The following is a 23,488-nucleotide window of genomic DNA, read 5'->3' on the forward strand; positions in this document are numbered from 1 at the left end:
CCGAGGCCCTTCATCGTTCTGTCGACTGCGGGTGGGGCGGAAGCCGAACCCCCAGAAGCCGACCCTCAGAAGTCGAAGCCGCCGAAGTCGCCGCCCCCGAAGTCCCCGCCTCCGAAGTCGCCTCCGCCGAAGTCCTCTCCGGCGCCGACCTCACCGCCGCCCATGCCCATACCCATGCCCATCATCGACCCCATCATGGAGCCCATCATCATGCCGGTGAACATACCCATCATCATGTCCGTGCCGAAGTAGCCGCCCGCGTAGGGCGAGTAGGCCGGACCGGCGTCGTAGTACGGGCGGCGCTGGCCGTTCACCTCGACCAGGCGGACGTCGGGCTGGCCGCCGGTGCGTACCGCACGCGCGCAGTCGGCGCAGGCGGTGACCTCGCGGGGCGCGCCGCCGGGCGGGGCCCAGGTCACGTCCTCCACGGACGGGCCGTGCTGCGGGTTGAAGAAGCAGGGGCCGCGCCGCTCGGGCACCGGGTCGCCGTGGAGACGGGCCCGGGTGGCGGTCATGTAGTACCGGCCGTCCTCCAGCGAACTGGTGACCAGACGGACCTGCTCGGGCTCGCGGATGTTGTCCAGCTGGGCCTTGGCCTGGTCGTAGGCGTCCATGGCCTGGGAGTAGTCGTTGCGGGTGGCGTCGTCGACCTTGGAGACGTCGATCTCCAGCCGGGCGACGTCCTCACCGAGGCGCACGACGTCCTCGGTGGCCATCTGCCTGATCTCCTCCAGCTGCTTGGCCTTCTCCGCCTCGCGCTTCTTCCGCTGGTTGTAGACGAACCAGCCGCCCGCGGCGACGATCACCAGCAGGAGCCCGAGGAGCACGAACCCGGAGGTGGCCCCGGCCTGCTCGGCCTCCTCGACCTGGGTGGCGGCGTCGGGGACGGCGACGAGGGTGTCGACCTGGTTGCCACCGCCCTCCCGCATGGCGATCTCCCGGATGGCCTCGGTGTCCTCGACGTTGGGGGACATGACCTGGAAGGTCTGGCTACCCGCGAACACGCCGTAGACGCCGTCGCCCACCTCGTCCATGACGGGGTTCATCAGGGCGTCGAGACCGGCCTGGGAGGAGATGCTGTCAGTGGGCAGGATCACGTAGTAGACGGGGACGTCCGCGTCGGCGGCCGTCGTCTCCAGGATTCCCTGCTCGGCCTCGGGGATCGCGTCGATGCTCGGATCGACGAAGACGTTGTCGTTCCCGAGCTCCTCGGCGATCGCCTGGGACTCGGGCGGTTGGGTCTGGGCATCGGCCGAGGCGGGCACCACCGCGGCGCTCACCATCGCCGCCGCGAGTCCGGCGGTCAGCACTGTGGGTGTTACCAAGCGGCGCAACATGATCGTTCCTCTCGCCTCCCTCTCCAACCTAGACGAACGGGTGCCCCCGCGGGGTTCCCCCTGTGCCGGATCTCACCGGCCGTACACGCGGCGCGGCCCGCCGGAAGCGCTCCGGCGGGCCGCTGGGGACGGGGGAGAGGCGTGTCAGCCCTGGCCGGAGGCCCCGGCGGGAACCTTCTGCACACCGGGTTCGCCGACCTCGCCCTCGACGTCGTCGTGCGCCTCGTCCAGCGGCACGAAGCCGGAGGCGTCGCGCGGCGCGTGGTAGCGGGCCACGTCCAGGATGCCCTCGCGCTTGGCGACGATGGTCGGGACCAGCGCCTGACCGGCCACGTTGACTGCGGTGCGGCCCATGTCCAGGATCGGGTCGACGGCCAGCAGCAGGCCCACGCCCTCCAGGGGCAGGCCCAGGGTGGACAGGGTCAGGGTCAGCATGACCGTCGCGCCGGTGGTCCCGGCGGTCGCGGCCGAACCGATCACCGACACGAACACGATCAGCAGGTAGTCGGTGAGGCCGAGGCTGATCCCGGGGAAGAACTGGGCGATGAAGATCGCCGAGATCGCCGGGTAGATGGCGGCGCAGCCGTCCATCTTGGTGGTCGCGCCGAAGGGCACGGCGAACGCGGAGTAGTAGCGCGGCACGCCCAGGTTCTGCTCGGTCACGCGCTGGGTGACGGGCATGGTGCCCATCGAGGAGCGGGACACGAAGGCCAGCTGGACCGCGGGCCACACGCCGCTGAAGTACTTCGCCGGGGACAGGCCGTTGAGGCGGGCGAGCACCGGGTAGACGACGAACAGCACCAGCGCCAGGCCGATGTAGATGGTCAGCGCGAACTTGCCCAGGGCGCCGATGGTGGTCCAGCCGTAGCTGTACACGGCGTTGCCGAGCAGGCCCACGGTGCCGATCGGGGCCAGACGGATGATCCACCACAGGGCCTTGAGCACGATCTGGAGCGCGGAGTCGGTGAAGGCGATGAAGGGCTCGGCGGCCTTGCCGACCTTGATCGCGGCGATGCCCAGGACGATGGCGATGACGATCAGCTGGAGGACGTTGAAGTCCAGCGAGGCGCTGAAGCTGCCGTCGTCGGCGGAGGACACGCTCGCGCCCAGGCCGAGGAAGTTGGCGGGGACGATGCTCTCGATGAACGCCATCCAGGAGCCGGTGCCCGAGGGCTCGGCGGCGGTGGTGGCGTCCACGCCGCTGTTGACGCCGGGCCGCACGAGCAGGCCCAGGGCGATGCCGATGCCCACCGCGACCAGGGCGGTGCCGCCGAACCACAGCAGGGTCTTCCAGGCCAGCCGCGCCGCGTTGGTGACGTTGCGCAGGTTGGCGATGGAGGAGATGACGGCGAGGACGATCAGCGGCGGGACGATGGTCCGCAGCAGCGTGACGAAGGTCGAGCCGACGGTGTCGAGGGTGACGGCGAGCCAGTTGGTGGCGTCACCGGTCTCGGGGGCGGGCGGGCTGAGCTGGAAGGCGACGGCGCCCAGGACGACGCCGAGGACCAGGCCCGCCAGGACCTGTGCCGCGAACGGAAAACGGAGGGTTCTGCGCTTCTTGGGCGCGTCTGTGCTCTGTGCGGACACGGGATGGGACTCCAGTGGTGGTGAAGGCAGCCGGAGGGGTACGTACGGCGGAGCGGTCGGCGCCGCCGGGGTTTCCGGCACGGGAAACGGCGGGCATCACCGAGGGGATGGTGACGCGGGGAAGGGTGCGCGGCGCGCTGCCCGGAAGGGCGCGCGTGAACCTAGCGACACGCCTGAGAGCCGCGGCGGCACAGGTCGATGTGCCACCGTCGCGTCAGTCCCCAGATGTTCGTCACAGACAAGGACAATAACGTCCGTTCCTTATCTATTCCATACGCGGGTGTCGACAACTTGCTGTCCCTGGCGCCACATCGTCCACTCCACGGGCGCTGCGGCGCGTTCCGCCCGGCGCGGATGCGTCGAGGATCACTCCAGGGGCGAGGCCGGGTGGGACAATCTGTGGAAAACACCGTTACGGGGTGACAGTGATGGCTACCGTGGGCGACGAGAACGATCCGACGAACGGAGACCGTGACATGTCCGTTCCAGCCGTGGCAGTACGCCCGGACCCTGAGACCGATGGTGCGGTACTGCTCCCGATGCCGCCGCAGGACGGGTTCACCGCCGAGGACCTCGACCGCATCCCGGATCTTCCGCCCCACACCGAACTCATCGACGGAAGTCTGGTGCTGGTGAGCCCCCAGAAGCTGTTCCACATGCTCTTCCTCGAACTGTTGGGAGACGCGCTGAAGGCGCACGCTCCCAGCGGTCTTCGGTTGGCCAGGGAGTTCTCGGTCAGACTGGGTGAACGGCAGCGGCCAGAGCCGGATCTGATGCTGGTACGGGCGGACGCCTTCGCGAGGTTGGAACAGACGTGGTTTCCCCCCGAAGCGGTGGAACTCGCGGTCGAGGTCGTCTCGCCGGAGTCGGTGATCAGGGACCGTGAGCGCAAACCCCAGCTCTATGCCCGTGCGGGCGTCCGGTTCTTCTGGAGGGTCGAGCAGGAGGGAGACGACGCGGTGGTCTACGAGTACGAGAAGGATCCGGCAAACCCCTCCGGCGACTACGGACGACCGATCGCACATCGTCAGGAACTCAGGACCTCCGCGCCCCTCAAGCTGGAGTTCGACCTGACCGATATCCTGAACCGCTGACCACGTGCGAGGGGGAGGCACCGGCTGCCGGTACCTCCCCCTCCCCCTCCCCCTTCGCCCGCGCGTGGCGCGGACGCTAGGCGTCCTTGATCTCGCAGACCACCGCGCCGTTGCCCACGGTCTCGCCCGCGGTGATCCTCAGGCCCGTCACCGTCCCGGCCTTGTGCGCGTTGAGCGGCTGCTCCATCTTCATGGCCTCGATGACGACCACGGTGTCGCCCTCGGCGACCTGCTGGCCCTCCTCGGCCACCAGCTTGACCACGGTGCCCTGCATCGGCGAGACCAGCGAGTCGCCGCCGACCGCCACGGTGTTCCCGCCGCCCCTGCGCGCGGCCCGCTTTCCGCGGCGCTGGCCGCCCGCGGCCGGGGCGGCTGCCGAGGCGCCCAGGCCCGCGGGCAGCACCACCTCCACGCGCCTGCCGCCCACCTCGACCGTGACCCTCTCGCGCTCGGCCCCGACCGGCTCGCCCGGGGTGCCCGACCACGGCTCGATGGTGTTCTCGAACTCGGTCTCGATCCAGCGGGTGTAGACCCCGAACGGCTGCCCGGGGTCGACCGGGGCGAAGGCCGGGTCGCTCACCACGGCCTGGTGGAAGGGGATCACCGTGGGCATCCCGCCGACCGTGAACTCGGCCAGGGCGCGTCGCGAGCGCTGGAGCGCCTCCTGGCGCGTGCGGCCCGTCACCACGAGCTTGGCGACCATCGAGTCGAAGGCCTGGGGCACCGTGAACCCGGCCTCGCAGCCGGTGTCCACGCGCACGCCCGGGCCGCCGGGCAGGCTCAGCTCGGTGATGGTGCCCGGCGCGGGCATGAAGTTGCGTCCGGCGTCCTCGGCGTTGATGCGGAACTCGAAGGAGTGCCCGCGCACCTCGGGGTCGCCGTAGCCCAGCTCCTCACCGTCGGCGATGCGGAACATCTCCCGGACCAGGTCGATCCCGGTGACCTCCTCGGTCACGGGGTGCTCGACCTGGAGGCGGGTGTTGACCTCCAGGAAGGAGATGGTGCCGTCCACGCCCACCAGGAACTCGCACGTGCCCGCGCCCGTGTACCCGGCCTCGGCCAGGATGGCCTTGGAGGAGGTGTGCAGCCGCTCCATCTGCTCCGCGGACAGGAAGGGCGCGGGTGCCTCCTCCACCAGCTTCTGGTGGCGGCGCTGGAGCGAGCAGTCGCGGGTGGAGACCACCACGACGTTGCCGTGGGTGTCGGCCAGGCACTGGGTCTCCACGTGCCGGGGCCTGTCCAGGTAGCGCTCCACGAAGCACTCGCCGCGCCCGAAGGCGGTGACCGCCTCGCGCACCGCGGACTCGTAGGCGTCGGCGACCTCGTCCAGGGTGTGGGCGACCTTGAGGCCGCGCCCGCCGCCGCCGAAGGCGGCCTTGATCGCGATGGGCAGGCCGTGCTCCTCGGCGAAGGCCACGACCTCCTCGGCCGACTCGACGGGGTCGGCGGTGCCCGCCACCAGCGGGGCGCCGACCTTCTGGGCGATGTGGCGGGCCTGGACCTTGTCGCCCAGGGCGGTGATCGCCGAGGGGGACGGACCGATCCAGGTCAGTCCGGCGTCGATGACGGCCTGGGCGAAGTCGGCGTTCTCGGCCAGGAACCCGTAGCCGGGGTGGACGGCGTCGGCACCGGAGTCCTCGGCGATGGCCAGGAGTTTGGCGATGTCCAGGTAGGAGTCCGCCGGGGTGGCGCCGCCCAGCGAGTGGGCCTCGTCGGCGACCTTGACGTGCAGGGCGTCCAGGTCGGGCTCGGCGTAGACGGCGACGCTGGAGAGTCCGGCGTCGCGGCAGGCGCGGGCGATGCGCACGGCGATCTCGCCGCGGTTGGCGATCAGTACTTTACGCACGGTGGGAAATCCTTCTGCTCGGCGCGGGGCGGACAGTGCGCCGACCGCTCCTTGGAGAGTCTGTGTGTGGGGACGGCGGGGTCATCGCGTACTCAGCCGCCAGGCGCCGGGGCCCGGACGCGGCGGGGCGCCGCGCACCAGGCGCGAGCGGTCCCGCCACCCGGACGGGCGCTCGGGCGCGGGCTCCTCGGCCGCACGGGCGGCCCGGGCGCGGGCGCTGAGCACGGCGGTCAGGGCCGCGAGCTCCTCGGCGGTGGGCTCACCGCGGACCACGGCCAGGTGCGGCGGGTTCTCCGGCGCGCTCACAGCGGGATGTTCCCGTGCTTCTTGGGCGGCAGCTGCTTGCGCTTGTTGCGCAGGGCCTTGAGGGACTTGGCGATCCGGACCCGCGTCTCGGAGGGCATGATGACCCCGTCCACGTATCCCCGCTCGGCCGCGGAGTAGGGGTTGAGGAGGGTGTCCTCGTACTCGCCGACGAGCCGGGTGCGCTCGGCCTCGACGTCGTCGGAGGCGGCCAGGGTGCGCCGGTGCAGGATGTTCACTGCGCCCTGGGCGCCCATGACCGCGATCTGCGCCGTGGGCCAGGCCAGGTTGACGTCGGCGCCCAGGTGCTTGGAGCCCATGACGTCGTAGGCGCCGCCGAAGGCCTTGCGCGTGATGACGGTGACCAGGGGCACCGTGGCCTCGGCGTAGGCGTACAGCAGCTTGGCGCCGCGGCGGATGATGCCGTCCCACTCCTGGTCGGTGCCGGGCAGGAACCCGGGCACGTCCACGAAGGTCAGCACCGGCACGTTGAAGGCGTCGCAGGTGCGCACGAAGCGCGCGGCCTTCTCGGAGGCGTCGATGTCCAGGCAGCCCGCCAGGCTCATGGGCTGGTTGGCGACGATGCCGACGGACTGGCCGTCCACGCGGCCGAAGCCCACCACCATGTTCGTGGCGAACTGGGCGTGGACCTCCAGGAAGTCGCCGTCGTCCAGGACGGCCTCGACCACGGTGCGCATGTCGTAGGGCTGGTTGGCCGAGTCGGGGATGAACGCGTCCAGGGCCAGGTCGGCGTCGGTGGTCTCGTCGCCCGGGGAGTCCTCGGGAGGCAGCGGCGGAGCCTCCTCCAGGTTGTTGTCGGGCAGGTGCGAGAGCAGCGTCCTCACGTACTCGATCGCGTCCTGCTCGTCGGCGCCCATGTAGTGCGCCACACCCGACCTGGTGTTGTGGGTGCGGGCGCCGCCCAGCTCCTCCATGGAGACGTCCTCGCCGGTGACGGTCTTGATGACGTCGGGGCCGGTGATGAACATCTGCGACGTCTCGTCCACCATCACGACGAAGTCGGTGAGGGCGGGGGAGTAGACGTGGCCGCCCGCGGCGGCGCCCATGATGAGGGAGATCTGCGGGATGACGCCCGAGGCGTGGGTGTTGCGTTTGAAGATCTCGGCGTACAGGCCGAGCGCGACCACGCCCTCCTGGATGCGCGCGCCGCCGCCCTCGTTGATGCCCACGACGGGGCACCCGTTGGTGAGGGCGTGGTCGAGGACCTTGACGATCTTCTCGCCGTAGACCTCGCCCAGCGATCCGCCGAAGACGGTGACGTCCTGGCTGAACACGGCGACGGGACGCCCGTCGACCGTTCCGTGGCCGGTGACGACGCCGTCACCGTAGGGGCGGTTGTGCTCCAGGCCGAAGCTGGTGGAGCGGTGTCGGGCCAGGGCGTCGAACTCCACGAACGAGCCGGGATCGAGCAGTGCGTCGATCCGCTCGCGGGCGGTCATCTTGCCTTTGGCGTGCTGTTTCTCAACGGCTCGAGCAGACCCTGCGTGTACGGCCTCGTACCGGCGTCGTTGCAGGTCGGCGAGCTTGCCCGCGGTCGTGTGGATGTCGATCTCGTCCGCGGACAGCGGTTCAGGGGCTTCGGTGGCCATAACTACGCAGGTTAACCGCGAGGGATCGTCACACGGGAACCCAGCCCGGGGTTACCGACGGGTAGGTATGCTGCGGGGCCGCTCCGACCAGGCCCGTCGCCGAAGCCCGGATCCGGAGGGCGAGGAAGGCGCACGGAGCGTGCGCGCGGAGCCTCGGCGCGGAACGCGGTATCGCCGAAACCGCGTGAGGAAATGTGCTCCCCTTTCTTGTGAGCAACAATGGTTAACGTGCGGGCAAAACATCAGAAATGCGCCCCCGCGCACCTGGCGGCGGGTGCGATCTCTGTAGGGTCGGTGACCATGACAGCGGTAAGCGCAGAACGCGACAGTGCACGGCAGGAAGTTCCCGAGCAGCTCAGGAATGACGTCAAACTGCTCGGCGAGATGCTCGGAACGGTCCTCGCCGAAAGCGGCGGCGAGGATCTGCTCGCCGATGTCGAGAAGCTCAGGAGAGCGGTCATCGGCGCCCGCGACGGATCGGTCACGGGGGAGGAGATCACCGCGATCGTCGCCGCCTGGCCGCTGGAGCGCGCCAAGCAGGTGGCCCGCGCCTTCACCGTCTACTTCCACCTGGCCAACCTGGCCGAGGAACACCAGCGGATGCGGGCCCTGCGCGAGCGCGACGACGCCGCCAACCCGCCCCGCGAGTCCCTCGCGGCGGCCGTGCGCGCCATCCGCGAGGACGACGGGGGTGAGGAACGACTCAACGAGCTGGTCGCGGGCATGGAGTTCCACCCCGTGGTCACCGCCCACCCGACCGAGGCCCGCCGCCGCGCCGTGTCCACCTCCATCCTGCGCGTCAGCGCCCAACTGGAGGCCTGGCACGGCTCCCACCAGGGCAGCAGCGCCGCGGCCGAGGCGCACCGCCGCCTGCTGGAGGAGATCGACCTGCTCTGGCGCACCTCCCAGCTGCGCTACACCAGGCTCAATCCGCTCGACGAGGTGCGCACCGCCCTCGCCGCGTTCGACGAGACGATCTTCTCCGTCATCCCGCAGGTCTACCGGAGCCTGGACGCCGCCATCGACCCCGAGGGCACCGGTGTGCGCCCGCCCCGAGCCACGCCCTTCGTGCGCTACGGCAGCTGGATCGGCGGCGACCGCGACGGCAACCCCTACGTCACCTCCGACATCACCCGCGAGGCCGTGCTCATCCAGTCCGAGCACGTGCTGCGCGGTCTGGAGGCCGCCTGCACCAAGGTGGCCCGCACCCTCACCGCCTACTCCAACCTCACCCCCGCCAGCCCGGCGCTGCTCGACGCGCTCTCCTCGGCCAAGGCGGGACAGCCCGAGCTGACGGCGGAGATCGGGGCGCGCTCGCCCAACGAGCCGCACCGCCAGCTGTTGCTGCTGGCCGCCGCCCGGCTGCGGGCCACGCGCGAGCGCGACGCGGACCTGGCCTACCCCGACGCCGACGCCTTCCTGGCCGACCTGCGCACCGTGCAGGAGTCCCTGGCCGGGGCGGGCGCGGTCCGGCAGGCCTACGGTGAGCTCCAGCACCTGGTCTGGCAGGCGCAGACCTTCGGCTTCCACCTCGCCGAACTGGAGATCCGCCAGCACAGCGAGGTGCACGCCGCGGCGCTCGCCGAGCTGCGCGAGGGCAAGGAGCTGTCCGAGCGCACCGAGGAGGTCCTCGCCACGATCCGGGTGATCGCCTGGATCCAGGAGCGCTTCGGCGTGGAGGCCTGCCGACGCTACGTCGTCAGCTTCACCCGCTCGGCCGAGGACATCGCGGCCGTGTACGAGCTGGCCACCCACGCCCTGCCCGCCGGACGCGTGCCGGTCCTGGACGTGGTCCCGCTGTTCGAGACCGGCGCCGACCTGGACGCCTCGCCGCACGTGCTCGACGGCATGCTCAAGCTGCCCCAGGTCAACAGGCGCCTGGACGAGACCGGCCGCAGGATCGAGGTCATGCTCGGCTACAGCGACTCCGCCAAGGACGTCGGCCCGGTCAGCGCCACCCTGCGCCTCTACGACGCCCAGGCCCGCCTGGCCGCGTGGGCGGGCGAGCACGACGTGCGCCTGACCCTGTTCCACGGCCGCGGCGGCTCGCTCGGCCGCGGCGGCGGCCCCGCCAGCCGCGCCCTGCTCGCCCAGGCGCCCGGCTCGGTCGGCGGACGGTTCAAGGTCACCGAGCAGGGCGAGGTCATCTTCGCCCGCTACGGGCAGGCGGCGATCGCCCGCCGCCACATCGAGCAGGTCGGCCACGCGGTGCTGATGGCCTCCACCGACGGCGTCCAGGAGCGCGAGCGCTCGGCCGAGCGCGAGTACCGCGCCCACGCCGACACCATCGCCCGCGCCGCCCAGGAGGCCTACCTGGAGCTGATCAACACCGAGGACTTCGCGGTGTGGTTCTCCCGGGTCAGCCCCCTGGAGGAGCTGGGCGAGCTGCGGCTGGGCTCGCGCCCCTCGCGGCGCGGCGCCGCGCGCGGGCTCGGCGACCTGCGGGCCATCCCGTGGGTGTTCGCCTGGACCCAGACGCGGGTCAACCTGCCGGGCTGGTTCGGCCTGGGCACGGGCCTGGCCGCCGTGGAGGACCTGGGCGTGCTCCAGGCGGCCTACCGCGAGTGGCCCATGTTCTCGTCGCTGCTGGACAACGCGGAGATGAGCCTGGCCAAGACCGACCGCGACATCGCCGAGCGCTACCTGGCGCTGGGCGGGCGGCCGGAGCTGACCGAGCTGGTGCTCGCCGAGTACGACCGCACCCGCGAACTGGTGCTCAAGGTGACCGGACACAGCCGCCTGCTGGAGAACCGGGCGGTGCTCTCCCGCGCGGTGGACCTGCGCAACCCGTACGTGGACGCGCTCTCCCACCTCCAGCTGCGCGCCCTGGAGGCGCTGCGGGGCGAGGAGGCCGACTCCCTGTCGGAGGAGGACCAGCAGCACCTGGAGCGGCTGCTGCTGCTCTCGGTCAACGGTGTGGCCGCCGGACTCCAGAACACCGGCTGACCACCGGTCGGCCCGCACGCGCGAGGGCGCCCCGCACCCGGGAGGGGGTCGCGGGGCGCCCTCGCGCGCCCGAGCCCGTTACTCGGGGAAGGCGCTGGTGTCGATGGTGAGGTCGAACGGCTCGGGGAGGTGGATCTCCTTGCCGAAGGGGACCTTCGTGGAGCTGGTGTACCTGCCGTTCCCCGGATCGGAGTAGAGGGTGACCTCGCCCCCGCCGGTCTGCGGGTCCCAGCGGTCCACCAGCAGGTACAGGGGGATTCCGGCGTGGGCGTAGCCCCAGAGCTTGGGCTTGCGGTCCTTGTCCGCGGTGCTCTTCGACGTCACCTCGACCACCAGCAGGGCGTCGGACATCATGCTGTCGGGGTCGTACTCCATGGCCGAGTAGGGCAGGACCACGAGGTCGGGGATGTAGACGCCGGTCCTCATGGGGACGCGCACATCAAGGGTCTGATGGAGGCTCGCGTCCGCGAGGTCGCTTCCATCCCGCAGGAACTCGCGATACATCTCCCTTTGGATCAGGGAGACGATGTGGGCGTGTTCGCGTGTTGGGGGTGCCACAAGAAAGAGCCCGCCTTCAATGATCTCGGCCCGCCACCCGTCGGGCAGGTCCAACTCCTTCCAGGTGCGCAACATGAGCTCCCAGTGAGACGGTGTTCCGGGAGCCGTCTCAGTTTCCGCGATACTCATCTGTCGCGTCACCTCCAGTAGCTGAACGTAGCAACGCACGACCATCAAAGCGCTGGTTTCAGCTTAACGGGCTACCCTTTGCCGCACAGGGGTTTCCGGACAGGGTTGCGGCGCTGCTGTAATGGGGGCATGGCCAGCGCACACGACCCCTTCCCGCGACCCCCGCTCGACGCGGCGGCCCTCGACGCGGCCCTCGCCCGACCGGGCGGCATGTGGCACCGGGTCGAGGTGCTCCCCGAGGCCGCGTCCACCAACACCGAGCTGACGGCGCGCGCGGTGGAGGGCGCCCCGCACGGCAGCGTGCTGGTCACCGAGCACCAGACCGCCGGGCGCGGACGCCTCGGCCGCGGCTTCTCCACCCCGCCGCGCGCCGCCCTCACCTTCTCCCTCCTGGTCCGGCCCGCGGTGCCCGTCGCCCGGCTGGGCTGGCTGCCCGCGCTCATGGGCGTGGCCGCGGTCGGCGCCGTGCACCGGGTGACGGGGGTCAAGGCCGCGCTCAAGTGGCCCAACGACGTCATCGTCCCCGCGCACCTGCGCTCGGAGCCCGCGACGGCCGACGGCAAGCTCGCGGGCATCCTCTCCGAGGCCGACTTCTCCTCCGGTCAGCCCGGCGTGGTCGTGGGGATGGGCCTCAACGTGTCCCAGGAGCGAGCCGAACTCCCCGTGGACACCGCCGTCTCCCTGCGCGGGGAGGGGTCGGACGCCCTGGACCGGGGCGTCCTGCTCGCCGCCGTCCTCGGTGAGTTCGAGGAGCTGTACACGGTGTGGACCGCCGCCGGAGGCGACGCCGAGGCCAGCGGGCTGGCCGCCGCCTACCGGGACGCGTGCGTCACCATCGGGCGCCGCGTGCGGGTCCACCTGCCCGGGGACCGGGTGCTGGAGGGCGCCGCCACCGGCGTCGACGCCGACGCCCAGCTGCTGGTGCGCGGGCCCGGCGGGGAGCGGGCCCTGAGCGCGGGCGACGTCGTCCACGTGCGCCCCGGTTCCTGACCCCCGCCCCGGGCCCTTCGCCGCCGTCCACAGGGGACTTCGGGCACTCCCGCGGCGACCCTTCCGTGTGCGATCATCACCGGGTGCGGCCGCCGCCGACCGCGGGCCGCGCGGGCCTGTCGGCAGGCACCCTGTCAGGGGAGAAACCGCGGGCGTAAGCTGGAGTGGAACCCCGTGCCGCATTGTCGGCCGGTGCCGAAGTGACTGTTCCCCGTCCCGGCGGGGATGGCCCGTGAAAGAGAACGTATGCCGTCGCGTCCCGACCCGAAAGCGATCGAGTCCGCCCTGCTCGGCGGTGAAGCGGTCTACACCAGGGAGCAGGCGATCGAGCTCGCCGGCGCCGACAACGAGCTGGCCGGGCGCATCTGGCGCGCCCTGGGCTTTCCCAACCAGGGCGACGACACGGTCACCTTCGCCGAGAGCGACGTCGAGTCGCTGCGCATCGCCAACTCCCTCGTCCAGGAGGGCGTCCTGGACGAGGAGGGCGTGGTCCGCTTCGCCCGTGCGATGGGCCAGACCATGGCGCGCCTGGCCGACTGGCAGACCAGCATACTGAGCACCCTCATCTACCAGGAGGGGGAGGACTCGGTCAGCCCGCTGATGAACCAGGTCAAGGAGCTGCTGCCGGACGTGGAGCGGCTCCTGCTGCACATCTGGCGCAGACAGCTCGCGGCCTCCTCCGCCCGTACCCTCGCGGTGATGTCCGACAACGACGCCGTGCCCAACTACTACCCGCTGGTCGTCGGGTTCGCCGACCTGGTCTCCTTCACCACCCTGAGCCGCGAACTCGACGAGGTCGAGCTGGCCGGGGTGGTCGAGGGTTTCGAGGCCACCGCCGCCGACATCGTCGCCTCCGGCGGAGGCCGGGTCGTCAAGACCCTGGGCGACGAGATCCTCTACGTCGCCGACTCCCCGGCCGAGGCCGCCGACATCGCGCTGCGCCTGGCCTCGGGCGTCAAGACCCACGTGGAGGTGCCCGACGTCCGGGTCGGCCTGGCCGCCGGGCCGGTGCTGACCCTGCACGGCGACGTGTTCGGCACGACCGTCAACCGCTCCAGCCGCCTGACCTCCTTCGCCAGACCCGGCACGGTCCTCATCGACGAGAGCCTGGCCGAGAGCCTGACCGACGAGGAGGGCCTCCAGGTGGTGCGGGTGCGCGCCCGGCACGCGCACGGTCTCGGCCTCATCCAGCCCTACGCCCTGCGCCGCAACTTCGAGCCCGCGGGCTGAGAACCCCCGCGTTTTTCCCCGCCCGACCACCGTGTGCGCCGAAGCCCGCCGGGATAGGCTCGGAGGCGTCGCACCAGCCCGCGAGAGGTCAGGTGGTGAACCGGTGACTGCCCCTTCCCCCGTCCAGCGTCTGCGCACCTCGGGTGTCTTCAGCCTTGAGGGCAACGGGTTCGACGTCGAGAACAACGTCTGGATCGTCGGAGACGACGACAGCGCCATCGTCATCGACGCCGCCCACGACCACGAGGCGATCGCCCGCGGTCTGGGCGACCGCGAACTCATGGCCATCGTGGCCACCCACGGACACAACGACCACGTCAACGCGGCCGTCGCGCTGGCCGACCTGGCCGACTGCCCGATCCTGCTGCACCCCGACGACGCCGAGCTGTGGCACCGCGTGCACCCGCACCGGGAGCCGGACGCCCCGCTGCTGCACGGTGAGACGCTGGTGGTCGGGGGAGTGGAGCTGGACGTCCTGCACACCCCGGGCCACACGCCGGGCGGGGTGTGCCTGTACGCGCCCGCGCTCGGGGCGGTCTTCACCGGCGACACCCTCTTTCCGGGCGGCCCCGGCGCCACCGGTCAGCCGTTCTCGGACTTCCCGACGATCATCGCCTCCATCCGCGAGCACCTCGCGGGCCTGCCGCGGGACACGGTCGTCCACCCCGGGCACGGGGAGTCCACCACCGTGGCCGAGGCGGCCGAGAACCTCGACGCCTGGGCGGCACGGGGGTTCTGAGCCGGGTACTGGTCGGCGCCGAGCGGCACCGGGCGGGCCGCTCCGCCGGGGGCGCCCGAGGCCCGGTCCGGCATCCGCCGAGCCGGGATCGTCCGGGGCAGTCCCGGACAACGGGGCCGATCAGACTCTTCCGAACCGGTCCTCTACGCTCGGATTGCACTTTCTGGATCGGAGCACCATGAACCCCACCCGTCTCGCCCCCGCAGCCCTCCTCGTCGCCCTGGCCGCCACCGCGTGCGGCCCCGAGCCCACTGCCGAGAGCGAGAGGCAGACGGCCGCGGACACGTGCCAGGAGCACGTCGAGCGATCGTGGGAGTCCCTGGTCAGCGCGGAGTTCGAGACCTCCTCCGACATCACCGTGACCAGCGACGAGAACTCGTGGGATTACGAGGTCGTCGCCAGCGCCACCACGGAGAACGACGCCGGTGAGGTGGAGCGCGCCGAGTACAGGTGCTTCGCCGTCCACTACTCCGGTGACTGGTTCGTGGTGGATATGCGGGACGCCGCGTAGGAGCCGGACACGGCGAAGGCGCCACACCCGCTGGGGAAGCTCGTCCCCCGGGGGGCACGGCGGAGGCCCGTTCCGGCTGGACGGCTCCGCCCTCTGACCGGGCCCGGGGCGACCGCTTCGGAAGGCCGTCCCGGCCCGGCCAGCGGTCCCGGTCCGGATCTGGTTTCGATCCGGTGCCCGAGTACCGGACGGTTGTCAACGTGCTGCCGAAGGCTCGTCAGTGGATGCGCAGGGTGTCGATGAGGCGGGCGATGTCGGCGGCCTCGTCGTGGGCGCCGATGGTCAGGGCGAGCCGGTGGACCTCGGTCAGGGCGACCAGCAGGTCGGTGATGAGAGTGGACACGGGGGGTGCGGTTCCGTTTCGGGGGTCGGGGGCTCATCCCGGCAGGGGACAGGGCCCGTGGAGCGTCGGGTTGACGGAGGTCCACGCGCACCCGGACACGGGGCAGTGCCAGTGCGCGTTGGGATGGACCCGGGCGATGGTCGCCTGGGCACGGCGGATCCGGGTGTCCAGCCCGTGCGGGGTGGCGTCCGAGAGGGGTGCGAACTCGGCGTCGCCCTGGTAGAAGGCGAAGAAGCGCCGGGACGCCGGTGCCCACATCACCCACCAGAGGCGGCGGTGGAGTGAGTGGAGCTGCTGGGCGGCCGAGTACTGCGCGCGGTCGTCGCTGACTTCCCAGGCCACTGCGCTCACCGTTTTCCCACTGCTCACGTCCGAGTCGGGCGAAGGGCGGTCGGTAGTCTCGGCCCTTCACGGAATCAGCATGCGCCTTGGAAGAAAGGTCCCTCCACCGTCTGCGGAGTTTCGGCAAACGCCTGACGGGATGGGGAACCCAGGCGTAACCTCTCGCGTATGGCGGAACCCCCTTTTTCCGATGTGCTCACCAAGTTCCGAGAGCTGAACGGGCTTTCCCAGAAGCAACTCGCGCACCGTGTTCACACGTCCGTGGCCTCGGCTTCCCGATGGACGAACGGGCATGCACTGCCCCAACTGCCGATGGCGGAAAAACTGGACGCCGAGCTGAAAGCCAACGGGAAACTGTTGGCCGCGTGGCGTCAGGCTACTGCGGGCACGACGTTGCCGGAGTGGGCCCAGACATTGTCCGGCATAGAGGAGGCCGCGCGCACGCTCCAGATCGTGTCGCCCGTACTCGTCCCGGGATACCTCCAGAGTCCGTCGTATGCCACAGCCGTGTTCCGGTCCGGTTGGCCGTTGGCTTCAGATGAGGAGATCACCCAGCTCACCAACCTACGCACAGGACGCCTCGCGAAACTCCCCCGGCTCCGGGTGACAGCGGTGTTCCCTGTGGCCGCTCTGACCAGCTTCGATGATGCGGTAAGGAAAGAGCAGGTAGCGCACCTGTTGGAGCTTGTCGGCTCGGGGCGGGTCGTGGTTCATCTGGTTCCGGTGGGCTCGATCCTGGTCGATCCAGCGTCAACGCTTCTGGCGTTTCGGCTGCACTCCGGGGAACTGGCTATCAGCAGTGATCATGCAGACGGTAACGTCATCCACGTAGCCGAAACCCATGAAAGGTTGCAAGCACTCGTCATGGGGGCTCTGGCGGTGGCCCTCCCCGCCCGACACTCACTCGATGCGTTGAAGGACCTCGCATGAACGACTGGCACAAGAGCACCTACAGCTCGACAGGATCGAACTGTGTCGAGGCACGCGAGCACGTGGGAGGCGTGGACGTGCGCGACACCCAGAACCGGCAGCATGGGTACATCACGGTCCCGGCGGGTCAGTGGGTGGCGCTGCTGGCCGGACTGGATCGGGGCCTGTAACAGCCCATCCGGCACTCGGGGGGTTGGTATGAACGACTGGCACAAGAGCAGCTACAGCCCCAACGGGTCGAACTGCGTGGAAGCGCGGGAGCACGCGGGAGGCGCGGACGTGCGCGACACCCAGAACCGCGAGCTGGGGCAGTTGGAGTTCGCTGCCAGCGAGTGGACGGCGCTCGTGGACTCCCTCAAGCTCCACGGCTAGTGCGGTGACCGGAAAGGTTCACCGGGGCGTGCATATCGGGGATGATCTTGCTCCCAGAGGCACTGTCGACGGTCCACAGTGGCACCAGTAGCAAGATCACCGAGGTCAGGGACCCTCGTGTCACACCGGCAACGTTTTCGGCCAGCCCACTAGCGACCGCGCAACGAAGGGCAGTGCTTCCACGGGAGGCGCTGCCCTTCTTCGTGTCCGTCATGGCGCTCGCAAATGATTCCAATTCGGGCGAATAGGATAAGTCTGGTGGAGGGTGAAAACTCACCTGTCCTTTTCCGGTGTGCGCTCTGATCTGGGCTTATGTCCGACCGGGTGGCTTTTTCGAACCAGGTTCGAAGAAAAGTTCGCCATCACGCTCCGTGTGCCCTACTCTTCTACCCGAACACACAACTCCATACGCAGAAAGACCCCGCGACGGTTTCCCACCGCCCGGGGTCGTGGCCAGCAACTAACCACCTTTACAGCAAGGATTTTGCCAGCATGCGCCAGTTTAGCGCTGCGCTTCTCAGCCGTGCCCTCGGCCCGCTGATCGCGTTCTTCTCCTCCCCGTGCGGACGCCACTCCACCGTCGTCGGCCGCCGACGACGCTCCACCCGCGTCCGCCGCTACGCTCCTTCACCGCCCGCCGCTCCCGTACAGGCCAGCCGGAACCGGGCCCCCTCACGCCGCGGGGCTCCCGGACCTCCCGCGTCTCCCGGGCCTCGCGAAACGCCCGCGCGCACCAGGGTTCCCGCACCGCGACTCAGGCCGCCCAGCGAACAGATCGACGCCGAGGAAGTCGCCCTCGTACGCCCCTACTTCACCGCCCACGAAAGCCTCCGCGCCGCCGAGCCCCGGGTTCCCGCACCTCGCAAGCCTGGGCCCAAGACCCCCACGCCCAACAGCCCCGCGCCCGGTAGCTCTGCACCCTGGGAGACCGAGACCGAGGAGGTGCGCCGCGCGTTCGAGCAGGCCCGGATACGCGCCGCCGCCATCGTCCGGCAGCGGCGGGAGGACCCCGGCGGTGACCTGCTCGGCGGCCCCGCACCCCAGTTCGGCGTCGTCCGGCCCCCACGACCCGCGCCCGCACCCGCTCAGCCCGGTAAGTGGGACGAACTGACCTCCCGCATCCGCCTCCTGCTCCAGCAGCGGCAGGGCGCGACGGCGTGAACGCCGCCCCGACGGGGGAGGACCCCGGCCCGCGCCCCGACGACCCTCCCGCCGCACCGGCCAGGAGGCACGGCGGGGCCGGTTCGGGTGCGCGCCCCGTCCGCCCGCCCGTCCGCCGACCCGGGAACGCGCCCCGGGTCGGCGGACGGGACCGCCTTCAGGCCAGGTCCGAGTACCGCCCGACGTTGGGCACCGGCGGGGTGTCCTTCGGGCGCACACCGATCTTGGACCCCAGCCACACCAGGGGGTCGTACTTGCGGTCCGCCACCCGCTCCTTGAGCGGGATCAGCGCGTTGTCGGTGATGCGGATGTTCTCCGGGCACACCTCAGTGCAGCACTTGGTGATGTTGCAGTACCCCAGCCCGAACTCCTCCTGGGCGATGAGCCTGCGGTCGGCGGTGTCCTCGGGGTGCATCTCCAGCTCCGCCACCCGCATGAGGTAGCGCGGCCCCGAGAAGTGCTCCTTGTTCTCCTCGTGGTCGCGGATCACGTGACACGTGTTGTTGCACAGGAAGCATTCGATGCACTTGCGAAACTCCTGCTGGCGTTCCACGTCCGCCTGGCTCATCCGGAAGTCGCCCGGCGCCTTGGCCGGATCCGGGGTGAACGAGGGGATCTCCCGCGCCTTCTGGTAGTTGTACGACACGTCGCACACCAGGTCCCGGACCACGGGGAAGGCGCGCATCGGCGTCACCGTCACCACCTCGTCGTCCTCGAACACGCTCATCCGCGTCATGCACGACAGCCGGGGACGGCCGTTGATCTCCACCGAGCACGAACCGCACTTGCCCGCCTTGCAGTTCCACCGCACCGCCAGGTCCGGGGTCTGCGTGGCCTGGAGGCGGTGCAGCACGTCGAGCACCACCTCGCCCTCGTTGACCTCGACCCGGTACTCGGCGAGCCCGCCCTCGCCCGAACCCCGCCACACCCGGAACACACGCTCGCTCATGACTGGCCCTCCTCGGCCGCGTCGTCCGCCGCCCCCGTCGCCCCCGCTGTGGGCAGCTCCTCCTCCGTCAGGTACTTGGCCAGCTCGTCGCGTTCGAAGAGGGCGAGCAGCCCGGCCGGGATGTCGGCGACCGCGAGCCGCGACAGCGACACCCGGTCGGCGCGGTCGGCCCGCACCGCCAGGTTCACCCGCCGCCACTCGGCCGACATGCCGGGGAAGTCCTCGCGCGTGTGCCCGCCGCGCGACTCCGTGCGCTCCAGGGCGGCGGCGGTGACCGCGCGCGAGACCAGGACCATGTTGGGCAGCGCCAGCGCCAGGTGCCAGCCCGGGTTGTACACCCGGTCGCCCGGCGCGCTGAGCATGCGCGACCGCTCCTCCAGCTCCGCCAGCCGCTCCAGGGCCCGCTCCATCTCCGGGCCCCTGCGGATGATGCCCACCAGGTCGTTCATGGTCTCCTGGAGGTCGGTGTGCAGCGTGTACGGGTTCTCGCCGCCGCCCTGCTTGAGGAAGTCCAGCGCGTACGAGGACGCCTCGGCCGCGACCCGGTCCAGGAGTCCGGCCGGTGCGGGCCGGTCGCCGAGCCCGTCCACGTAGGCCGCGGCGCCCAGCCCGGCCCTGCGCCCGAACACCAGCAGGTCCGACAGGGAGTTGCCGCCCAGCCGGTTGGAGCCGTGCATGCCGCCCGCCACCTCACCGGCCGCGAACAGCCCCGGCACGTCGGAGGCGGCGGTGTCGGCGTCCACCCGCACCCCGCCCATCACGTAGTGGCAGGTGGGGCCCACCTCCATGGGCTCGGCGGTGATGTCCACGTCCGCCAGCTCCTTGAACTGGTGGTGCATGGACGGCAGCCGCTTCCTGATCTCCTCGGCGGGCAGGCGCGTGGACACGTCCAGGAACACGCCGCCGTGCGGCGAGCCGCGCCCCTCCTTGACCTCGGTGTTGATCGCCCGCGCCACCTCGTCGCGGGGCAGCAGCTCCGGCGGCCTGCGGTGCCCCGCGGGGTCGTCGTACCAGCCGTCGGCCTCCTCCTCGCTCTCCGCGTACTGGGAGCGGAACACGTCCGGCACGTAGTCGAACATGAACCGCCTGCCCTCGGAGTTGCGCAGCACTCCGCCGTCGCCGCGCACCGACTCGGTGACGAGGATGCCCTTCACCGACGGCGGCCAGACCATCCCGGTGGGGTGGAACTGGACGAACTCCATGTTGATCAGGGACGCCCCGGCCCGCAGCGCCAGCGCGTGGCCGTCGCCGGTGTACTCCCAGGAGTTGGAGGTGGTGCGGAAGGCCTTGCCGATGCCGCCGGTGGCCAGGACCACCGAGGGCGCCTCGAACAGGACGAACCCGCCGTCCACCCGGCGGTAGCCGAACGCGCCGACGATCCGGCCCGGAGTCCTCCCGGCCGTGCCCCTGTCAGCACTCCCGTCCGCGTCCACGGCCGTGGCACCGGCACCAGTACTGCCACCGGCACCGGCGCTGCCGCCAGTACCGCCGCCGGGCCCGTCCTCCTCGGTGACCAGGCGGGTGATCGCGGTCTCGGCGAACACGCGGATCCGCGCCTCGGGGTCGCCCAGCTCCGCGGCGTCCTCCTGCTGGAGCGCGACGACCCGCTGCTGGAGGGTGCGGATCATCTCCAGGCCGGTGCGGTCGCCCACGTGCGCCAGCCTCGGGTACTCGTGGCCGCCGAAGTTGCGCTGGCTGATCCTGCCCTCGGCGGTGCGGTCGAAGAGCGCGCCCCAGTACTCCAGCTCCAGGATGCGCTCGGGCGCCTCGCGGGCGTGTAGTTCGGCCATGCGCGGGTCGTTGAGGAACTTGCCGCCGCGGACGGTGTCGCGAAAGTGCACGCGCCACTCGTCGTCGGGGTTGGCGTTGCCCAGGGCGGCCGCCGCGCCGCCCTCGGCCATCACCGTGTGGGCCTTGCCGAACAGCGACTTGGAGATCACCGCGGTGCGCTTGCCCTGCTCGCGGGCGGCGATCGCGGCCCGCAGCCCGGCTCCGCCCGCCCCGATCACCACGACGTCGTAGGCGTACCGGGTGACCCCGGGTTCTGCTGTGGGGGGCATCTGGTCGTGCCCTCCTTCCCCTTGGCTCAGTTGAGGATGCGCAGGTCGTTGATGGTGCCGCTGGCGATCAGGGCGATGTAGGCGTCCGTGAGGATCAGGGTCGCGATGCTCAGCCAGCCGAAGTACATGTGCCGGTGGTTGAGCACGGAGAGACGGCCCCACATCCAGTAGCGGACGGGGTGCCTGCCGAAGCTGCGCAGCCGTCCGCCGAAGACGTGGCGGCACGAGTGGCAGCTGAGCGTGTAGCCCCACAGCATGACCACGTTGAGGAGCATGATGAGGTTGCCCAGCCCGATGCCGAAGCCGCCGTCGGTCCCGTGGAAGAAGGGGACCAGCATGTCCCACGTGTTGAGGACCGTGAGGACGAGGGCGGCGTAGAAGAAGTAGCGGTGGCCGTTCTGGACCAGCATCAGCGGCCGGGTCTCGCCGGTGTAGGCGCCGTGGGGTTCGCGCACGGCGCAGGCCGGGGGCGAGAACCAGAACGAGCGGTAGTAGGCCTTGCGGTAGTAGTAGCAGGTCAACCGGAACAGCAGCAGGATCGGCAGGCTGATCAGGGCGTAGGGGATGAGCGGCGGGAACTCCACCGGCAGGCGCCCGAACAGGGCCGCGTCGGGCGCGCACTGCTGTGCGATGCACGGCGAGTAGAACGGGGTCAGGTAGTGGTGCTCCTGGACCCAGTAGTGGTCCTGCTGGAGCACCCGCAGGGTCGCGTAGACGACGAAGGTGGCCAGCCCCAGCGCGGTGAGGAGGGGGCCGAGCCACCAGTTGTCGGTGCGCAGGGTTCGTTGGGGGATGCGTGCCCGGCCTCCCCCGGGGCCTGCGCTTTCGGTCGCTGTCACCGTTGTCTTGCACCTCCTGTGGGAAGGTCCCGGCCGGGCGGGGCGCGGTATCCGCCTGTTTCGGCCGCGACCGTTGCGCCGGACGGCTGCGGGGAGGAGTCGTAGCGAACCGGCCCGCAACGCAACGTTAGGCCGTTGTGATCACGGTCACGTCCCGGAGAGTGGGAGGCGTCGGGGAAAGCCGTGTGAAATGCGCCACTTCTGAGCGCTTATTTGGGGTGTTTTGTCGGGTTAAGTAGTTAGAGATCCCTTATGCCAAACCCGTTTCTTCAGGGGTGCCAGTGGCATGTGGTAAAGGAGATATCCATCGGAATCCGACAGGAGGCGTTCCCGGACCGGGGTGCCCCGGCAGACGCGCGGATGACGGCGGTGCCCGGGACGGGGATGGTTGCGGAGCGTCCGCCAAGGGGTGCTGGGTTCGGGCTGACCGGAAACGTTGCTGGTGTGACGCGAGTGGCCCTGACCTGCGGTGATCTTGTACTTGTAGCGAGTTTGGGCGCCCAAACTCGCTACAAGTACAAGATCACGGCGGAGGGGACGGGGCCGCTCCGGCTGCGTTCGTGCGGCGGGTCAGTCCGAGGGCTCGTCCTCGCCGGAGAGCAGGACCTCCAGGTCCGGCCCCAGGTCCTGCGGCGACATTCCCAGCAGGTAGCCGTTGAGGTGGCGGCGGAACGCCTCCGCCGAGTGCGAGGGCTCCACGTCACGGCGCCGCGCCAGCGCCACCGTCCGCAGCAGTCGGGGCCTGGCCAGCGGCGTTCCGCGCAGGCTCTGCCGGTTGCGCAGCACCATGCTCGGCACCACCGCCAGCCCCATGCCCGCCTCCACGAACCGCAGCACGGCGTCCATCTCCCCGCCCTCCACAGCCAGCTCGGGCTCGAACCCGGACGCCCGGCACGCGCGCAGCGTCGCCTCGCGCACGTCGTAGCCGCGCCGGAACATCACCAGGGGGCGCCCCCGCAGCTCGGTGATGCGGATCGAGGCCCGCCCGTTGGGGGAGGGGCCCGACATCGGGCTCGCCACCACCAGGTTCTCCCGCAGGATCGGCGTGGTGGAGAAGTCGGGATCGCTGCTGTGCAGCGGCAGGATGATCAGCGCCAGGTCCAGCTCGCCCCGCCCCAGGTCGCGGATGAGGTCGCGTGAGCCGCTCTCCTCCACCTGGAGTTCGATCCCGGGGAAGCGGGTGTGGAAGTCGGCGAGCACGTCGGCCAGCAGTCCCGCGCACAGCGACGGGGTCGCGCCGAGCCGCACCCGGCCCCGGCGCACCCCGGCCAGCTCCGCGACCTCGCGCCGGGCCGTCTCCAGGTCGGCGAGCATGCGCTGGGCCAGCGGAAGCAGCGCCTCACCAGCCGGTGTGAGTGTGATGTTTCCCCGGGCACGACTGAATAACGGCGCACCCAGCTCCTGTTCAAGACTGCGGATCTGTTTGCTCAAACTGGGCTGCGCGACGCGGGAAAGCTCTGCTGCGCGGGTGAAATGGCGTGTGCGGGCCACCGCGACGAAGTAGGCCAGCTGCTGGAACTGCATGTTCCATAGCCTACGTCTATCGACTCAAGCATCCTGATGACTTGGACGTCAGGCTTAACCAGAACTTACAGTGACAGGCTGTGGCGAA

The 23,488-nt window shown here is 70.6% G+C and carries 22 protein-coding genes; 10 read left to right on the forward strand and 12 right to left on the reverse strand.

Features of this window, described 5'->3' with window-relative positions:
• Positions 1 to 65: 65 nt before the first annotated feature.
• Complete coding sequence (locus tag FYW99_RS10650; protein ID WP_150252240.1) at positions 66 to 1,310, reverse strand: chemotaxis protein CheA; 1,245 nt, start codon at positions 1,308 to 1,310, stop codon at positions 66 to 68.
• Positions 1,311 to 1,481: 171 nt separating this feature from the next.
• On the reverse strand, positions 1,482 to 2,924 hold the full coding sequence (locus FYW99_RS10655) for a dicarboxylate/amino acid:cation symporter (protein ID WP_150251864.1): 1,443 nt from the start codon (positions 2,922 to 2,924) through the stop codon (positions 1,482 to 1,484).
• A 476-nt stretch (positions 2,925 to 3,400) separates the two neighbouring features.
• Between FYW99_RS10655 and FYW99_RS10660 the strand changes: the two genes are divergently transcribed.
• Positions 3,401 to 4,018, forward strand: a complete 618-nt coding sequence (locus tag FYW99_RS10660) for a Uma2 family endonuclease (protein ID WP_394350358.1) — start codon at positions 3,401 to 3,403, stop codon at positions 4,016 to 4,018.
• Positions 4,019 to 4,094: 76 nt separating this feature from the next.
• On the opposite strand, the gene FYW99_RS10665 is transcribed toward FYW99_RS10660, so the two are convergent.
• The 3 genes from FYW99_RS10665 to FYW99_RS10675 form a co-directional block, all read right to left on the reverse strand.
• Positions 4,095 to 5,864, reverse strand: coding sequence for an acetyl/propionyl/methylcrotonyl-CoA carboxylase subunit alpha (locus tag FYW99_RS10665; RefSeq protein ID WP_150251865.1), 1,770 nt, complete (start codon positions 5,862 to 5,864; stop codon positions 4,095 to 4,097).
• A gap of 81 nt (positions 5,865 to 5,945) precedes the next feature.
• The gene (locus tag FYW99_RS10670) at positions 5,946 to 6,170 is read right to left on the reverse strand and encodes an acyl-CoA carboxylase subunit epsilon (protein WP_150251866.1); all 225 of its coding nucleotides are present in this window, start codon (positions 6,168 to 6,170) and stop codon (positions 5,946 to 5,948) included.
• A complete protein-coding gene (locus FYW99_RS10675; RefSeq protein ID WP_150251867.1) occupies positions 6,167 to 7,777 on the reverse strand; it encodes an acyl-CoA carboxylase subunit beta in 1,611 nt (536 codons plus the stop codon). The genes FYW99_RS10670 and FYW99_RS10675 overlap by 4 nt, the downstream gene beginning before the upstream one ends.
• A 300-nt stretch (positions 7,778 to 8,077) precedes the next feature.
• On the opposite strand from FYW99_RS10675, the gene FYW99_RS10680 reads away from it, so the two are divergent.
• Positions 8,078 to 10,723 (forward strand): phosphoenolpyruvate carboxylase, encoded by a 2,646-nt coding sequence (locus FYW99_RS10680; protein ID WP_223838922.1) that lies wholly within the window; start codon positions 8,078 to 8,080, stop codon positions 10,721 to 10,723.
• 78 nt (positions 10,724 to 10,801) lie between these two features.
• Here FYW99_RS10680 and FYW99_RS10685 read toward each other — a convergent pair whose 3' ends face one another.
• Positions 10,802 to 11,356: a Uma2 family endonuclease gene (locus tag FYW99_RS10685; protein WP_317846988.1), complete on the reverse strand. Its 555-nt coding sequence runs from the start codon at positions 11,354 to 11,356 to the stop codon at positions 10,802 to 10,804.
• Between the two features lie 183 nt (positions 11,357 to 11,539).
• Here FYW99_RS10685 and FYW99_RS10690 point away from each other — a divergent pair, with 183 nt between their 5' ends.
• From FYW99_RS10690 to FYW99_RS10705, 4 genes are all read left to right on the forward strand, one after another.
• A complete protein-coding gene (locus tag FYW99_RS10690) occupies positions 11,540 to 12,400 on the forward strand; it encodes a biotin--[acetyl-CoA-carboxylase] ligase (protein ID WP_130395172.1) in 861 nt (286 codons plus the stop codon).
• A 246-nt stretch (positions 12,401 to 12,646) separates the two neighbouring features.
• On the forward strand, positions 12,647 to 13,630 hold the full coding sequence (locus FYW99_RS10695) for an adenylate/guanylate cyclase domain-containing protein (protein WP_061082235.1): 984 nt from the start codon (positions 12,647 to 12,649) through the stop codon (positions 13,628 to 13,630).
• A 103-nt stretch (positions 13,631 to 13,733) separates the two neighbouring features.
• A complete protein-coding gene (locus tag FYW99_RS10700) occupies positions 13,734 to 14,369 on the forward strand; it encodes an MBL fold metallo-hydrolase (protein ID WP_150251869.1) in 636 nt (211 codons plus the stop codon).
• A 178-nt stretch (positions 14,370 to 14,547) separates the two neighbouring features.
• Positions 14,548 to 14,880 (forward strand): hypothetical protein, encoded by a 333-nt coding sequence (locus tag FYW99_RS10705; protein WP_130395169.1) that lies wholly within the window; start codon positions 14,548 to 14,550, stop codon positions 14,878 to 14,880.
• A gap of 217 nt (positions 14,881 to 15,097) precedes the next feature.
• Here the strand turns inward: FYW99_RS10705 and FYW99_RS32825 are convergent, their stop codons facing one another.
• Both FYW99_RS32825 and FYW99_RS10710 read right to left on the reverse strand, forming a co-directional pair.
• Positions 15,098 to 15,223, reverse strand: a complete 126-nt coding sequence (locus FYW99_RS32825; protein WP_263364055.1) for a hypothetical protein — start codon at positions 15,221 to 15,223, stop codon at positions 15,098 to 15,100.
• 33 nt (positions 15,224 to 15,256) lie between these two features.
• The gene (locus FYW99_RS10710) at positions 15,257 to 15,574 is read right to left on the reverse strand and encodes a hypothetical protein (RefSeq protein WP_223838923.1); all 318 of its coding nucleotides are present in this window, start codon (positions 15,572 to 15,574) and stop codon (positions 15,257 to 15,259) included.
• A gap of 159 nt (positions 15,575 to 15,733) precedes the next feature.
• Here FYW99_RS10710 and FYW99_RS10715 point away from each other — a divergent pair, with 159 nt between their 5' ends.
• The 4 genes from FYW99_RS10715 (at position 15,734) to FYW99_RS10730 (ending at position 18,028) form a co-directional block, all read left to right on the forward strand.
• Entirely contained in the window at positions 15,734 to 16,495 is a 762-nt protein-coding gene (locus FYW99_RS10715; RefSeq protein ID WP_150251870.1) for a helix-turn-helix domain-containing protein, read from the forward strand.
• Positions 16,492 to 16,665: a DUF397 domain-containing protein gene (locus tag FYW99_RS10720; RefSeq protein ID WP_150251871.1), complete on the forward strand. Its 174-nt coding sequence runs from the start codon at positions 16,492 to 16,494 to the stop codon at positions 16,663 to 16,665. Before FYW99_RS10715 ends, FYW99_RS10720 begins: the two co-directional genes overlap by 4 nt.
• A 28-nt stretch (positions 16,666 to 16,693) precedes the next feature.
• Positions 16,694 to 16,867, forward strand: coding sequence for a DUF397 domain-containing protein (locus FYW99_RS10725; protein WP_150251872.1), 174 nt, complete (start codon positions 16,694 to 16,696; stop codon positions 16,865 to 16,867).
• Positions 16,868 to 17,359: 492 nt separating this feature from the next.
• Positions 17,360 to 18,028 carry a hypothetical protein gene (locus FYW99_RS10730; RefSeq protein ID WP_150251873.1) on the forward strand — a complete coding sequence of 223 codons (669 nt, stop codon included), beginning with the start codon at positions 17,360 to 17,362 and terminating at the stop codon, positions 18,026 to 18,028.
• Positions 18,029 to 18,185: 157 nt separating this feature from the next.
• Here FYW99_RS10730 and FYW99_RS10735 read toward each other — a convergent pair whose 3' ends face one another.
• The 4 genes from FYW99_RS10735 to FYW99_RS10750 all read right to left on the reverse strand — a co-directional run bounded on the left by FYW99_RS10735 (position 18,186) and on the right by FYW99_RS10750 (position 23,400).
• Entirely contained in the window at positions 18,186 to 18,977 is a 792-nt protein-coding gene (locus FYW99_RS10735) for a succinate dehydrogenase/fumarate reductase iron-sulfur subunit (RefSeq protein ID WP_150251874.1), read from the reverse strand.
• The gene (locus tag FYW99_RS10740) at positions 18,974 to 21,037 is read right to left on the reverse strand and encodes a fumarate reductase/succinate dehydrogenase flavoprotein subunit (RefSeq protein ID WP_150251875.1); all 2,064 of its coding nucleotides are present in this window, start codon (positions 21,035 to 21,037) and stop codon (positions 18,974 to 18,976) included. Before FYW99_RS10740 ends, FYW99_RS10735 begins: the two co-directional genes overlap by 4 nt.
• A 26-nt stretch (positions 21,038 to 21,063) precedes the next feature.
• Positions 21,064 to 21,876, reverse strand: a complete 813-nt coding sequence (locus tag FYW99_RS10745; RefSeq protein WP_150251876.1) for a hypothetical protein — start codon at positions 21,874 to 21,876, stop codon at positions 21,064 to 21,066.
• Positions 21,877 to 22,446: 570 nt separating this feature from the next.
• Entirely contained in the window at positions 22,447 to 23,400 is a 954-nt protein-coding gene (locus FYW99_RS10750; RefSeq protein ID WP_150251877.1) for a LysR family transcriptional regulator, read from the reverse strand.
• Positions 23,401 to 23,488 lie beyond the last annotated feature (88 nt).

It is taken from the genome of Nocardiopsis deserti, from assembly GCF_008638355.1.
Classification (GTDB): Bacteria; Actinomycetota; Actinomycetes; order Streptosporangiales; family Streptosporangiaceae; genus Nocardiopsis; species Nocardiopsis alborubida.

Bases quoted from the DNA above. Each gene is read 5' to 3' on its own strand.
- FYW99_RS10660 (WP_394350358.1), top strand. From the start codon at position 3,401: ATGTCCGTTCCAGCCGTGGCAGTACGCCCGGACCCTGAGACCGATGGT.
- FYW99_RS10675 (WP_150251867.1), bottom strand. From the start codon at position 7,777: ATGGCCACCGAAGCCCCTGAACCGCTGTCCGCGGACGAGATCGACATC.
- FYW99_RS10680 (WP_223838922.1), top strand. From the start codon at position 8,078: ATGACAGCGGTAAGCGCAGAACGCGACAGTGCACGGCAGGAAGTTCCC.
- FYW99_RS10685 (WP_317846988.1), bottom strand. From the start codon at position 11,356: ATGTTGCGCACCTGGAAGGAGTTGGACCTGCCCGACGGGTGGCGGGCC.
- FYW99_RS10690 (WP_130395172.1), top strand. From the start codon at position 11,540: ATGGCCAGCGCACACGACCCCTTCCCGCGACCCCCGCTCGACGCGGCG.
- FYW99_RS10695 (WP_061082235.1), top strand. From the start codon at position 12,647: ATGCCGTCGCGTCCCGACCCGAAAGCGATCGAGTCCGCCCTGCTCGGC.
- FYW99_RS10705 (WP_130395169.1), top strand. From the start codon at position 14,548: ATGAACCCCACCCGTCTCGCCCCCGCAGCCCTCCTCGTCGCCCTGGCC.
- FYW99_RS10715 (WP_150251870.1), top strand. From the start codon at position 15,734: ATGGCGGAACCCCCTTTTTCCGATGTGCTCACCAAGTTCCGAGAGCTG.
- FYW99_RS10720 (WP_150251871.1), top strand. From the start codon at position 16,492: ATGAACGACTGGCACAAGAGCACCTACAGCTCGACAGGATCGAACTGT.
- FYW99_RS10725 (WP_150251872.1), top strand. From the start codon at position 16,694: ATGAACGACTGGCACAAGAGCAGCTACAGCCCCAACGGGTCGAACTGC.
- FYW99_RS10730 (WP_150251873.1), top strand. From the start codon at position 17,360: ATGCGCCAGTTTAGCGCTGCGCTTCTCAGCCGTGCCCTCGGCCCGCTG.
- FYW99_RS10735 (WP_150251874.1), bottom strand. From the start codon at position 18,977: ATGAGCGAGCGTGTGTTCCGGGTGTGGCGGGGTTCGGGCGAGGGCGGG.
- FYW99_RS10740 (WP_150251875.1), bottom strand. From the start codon at position 21,037: ATGCCCCCCACAGCAGAACCCGGGGTCACCCGGTACGCCTACGACGTC.
- FYW99_RS10750 (WP_150251877.1), bottom strand. From the start codon at position 23,400: ATGCAGTTCCAGCAGCTGGCCTACTTCGTCGCGGTGGCCCGCACACGC.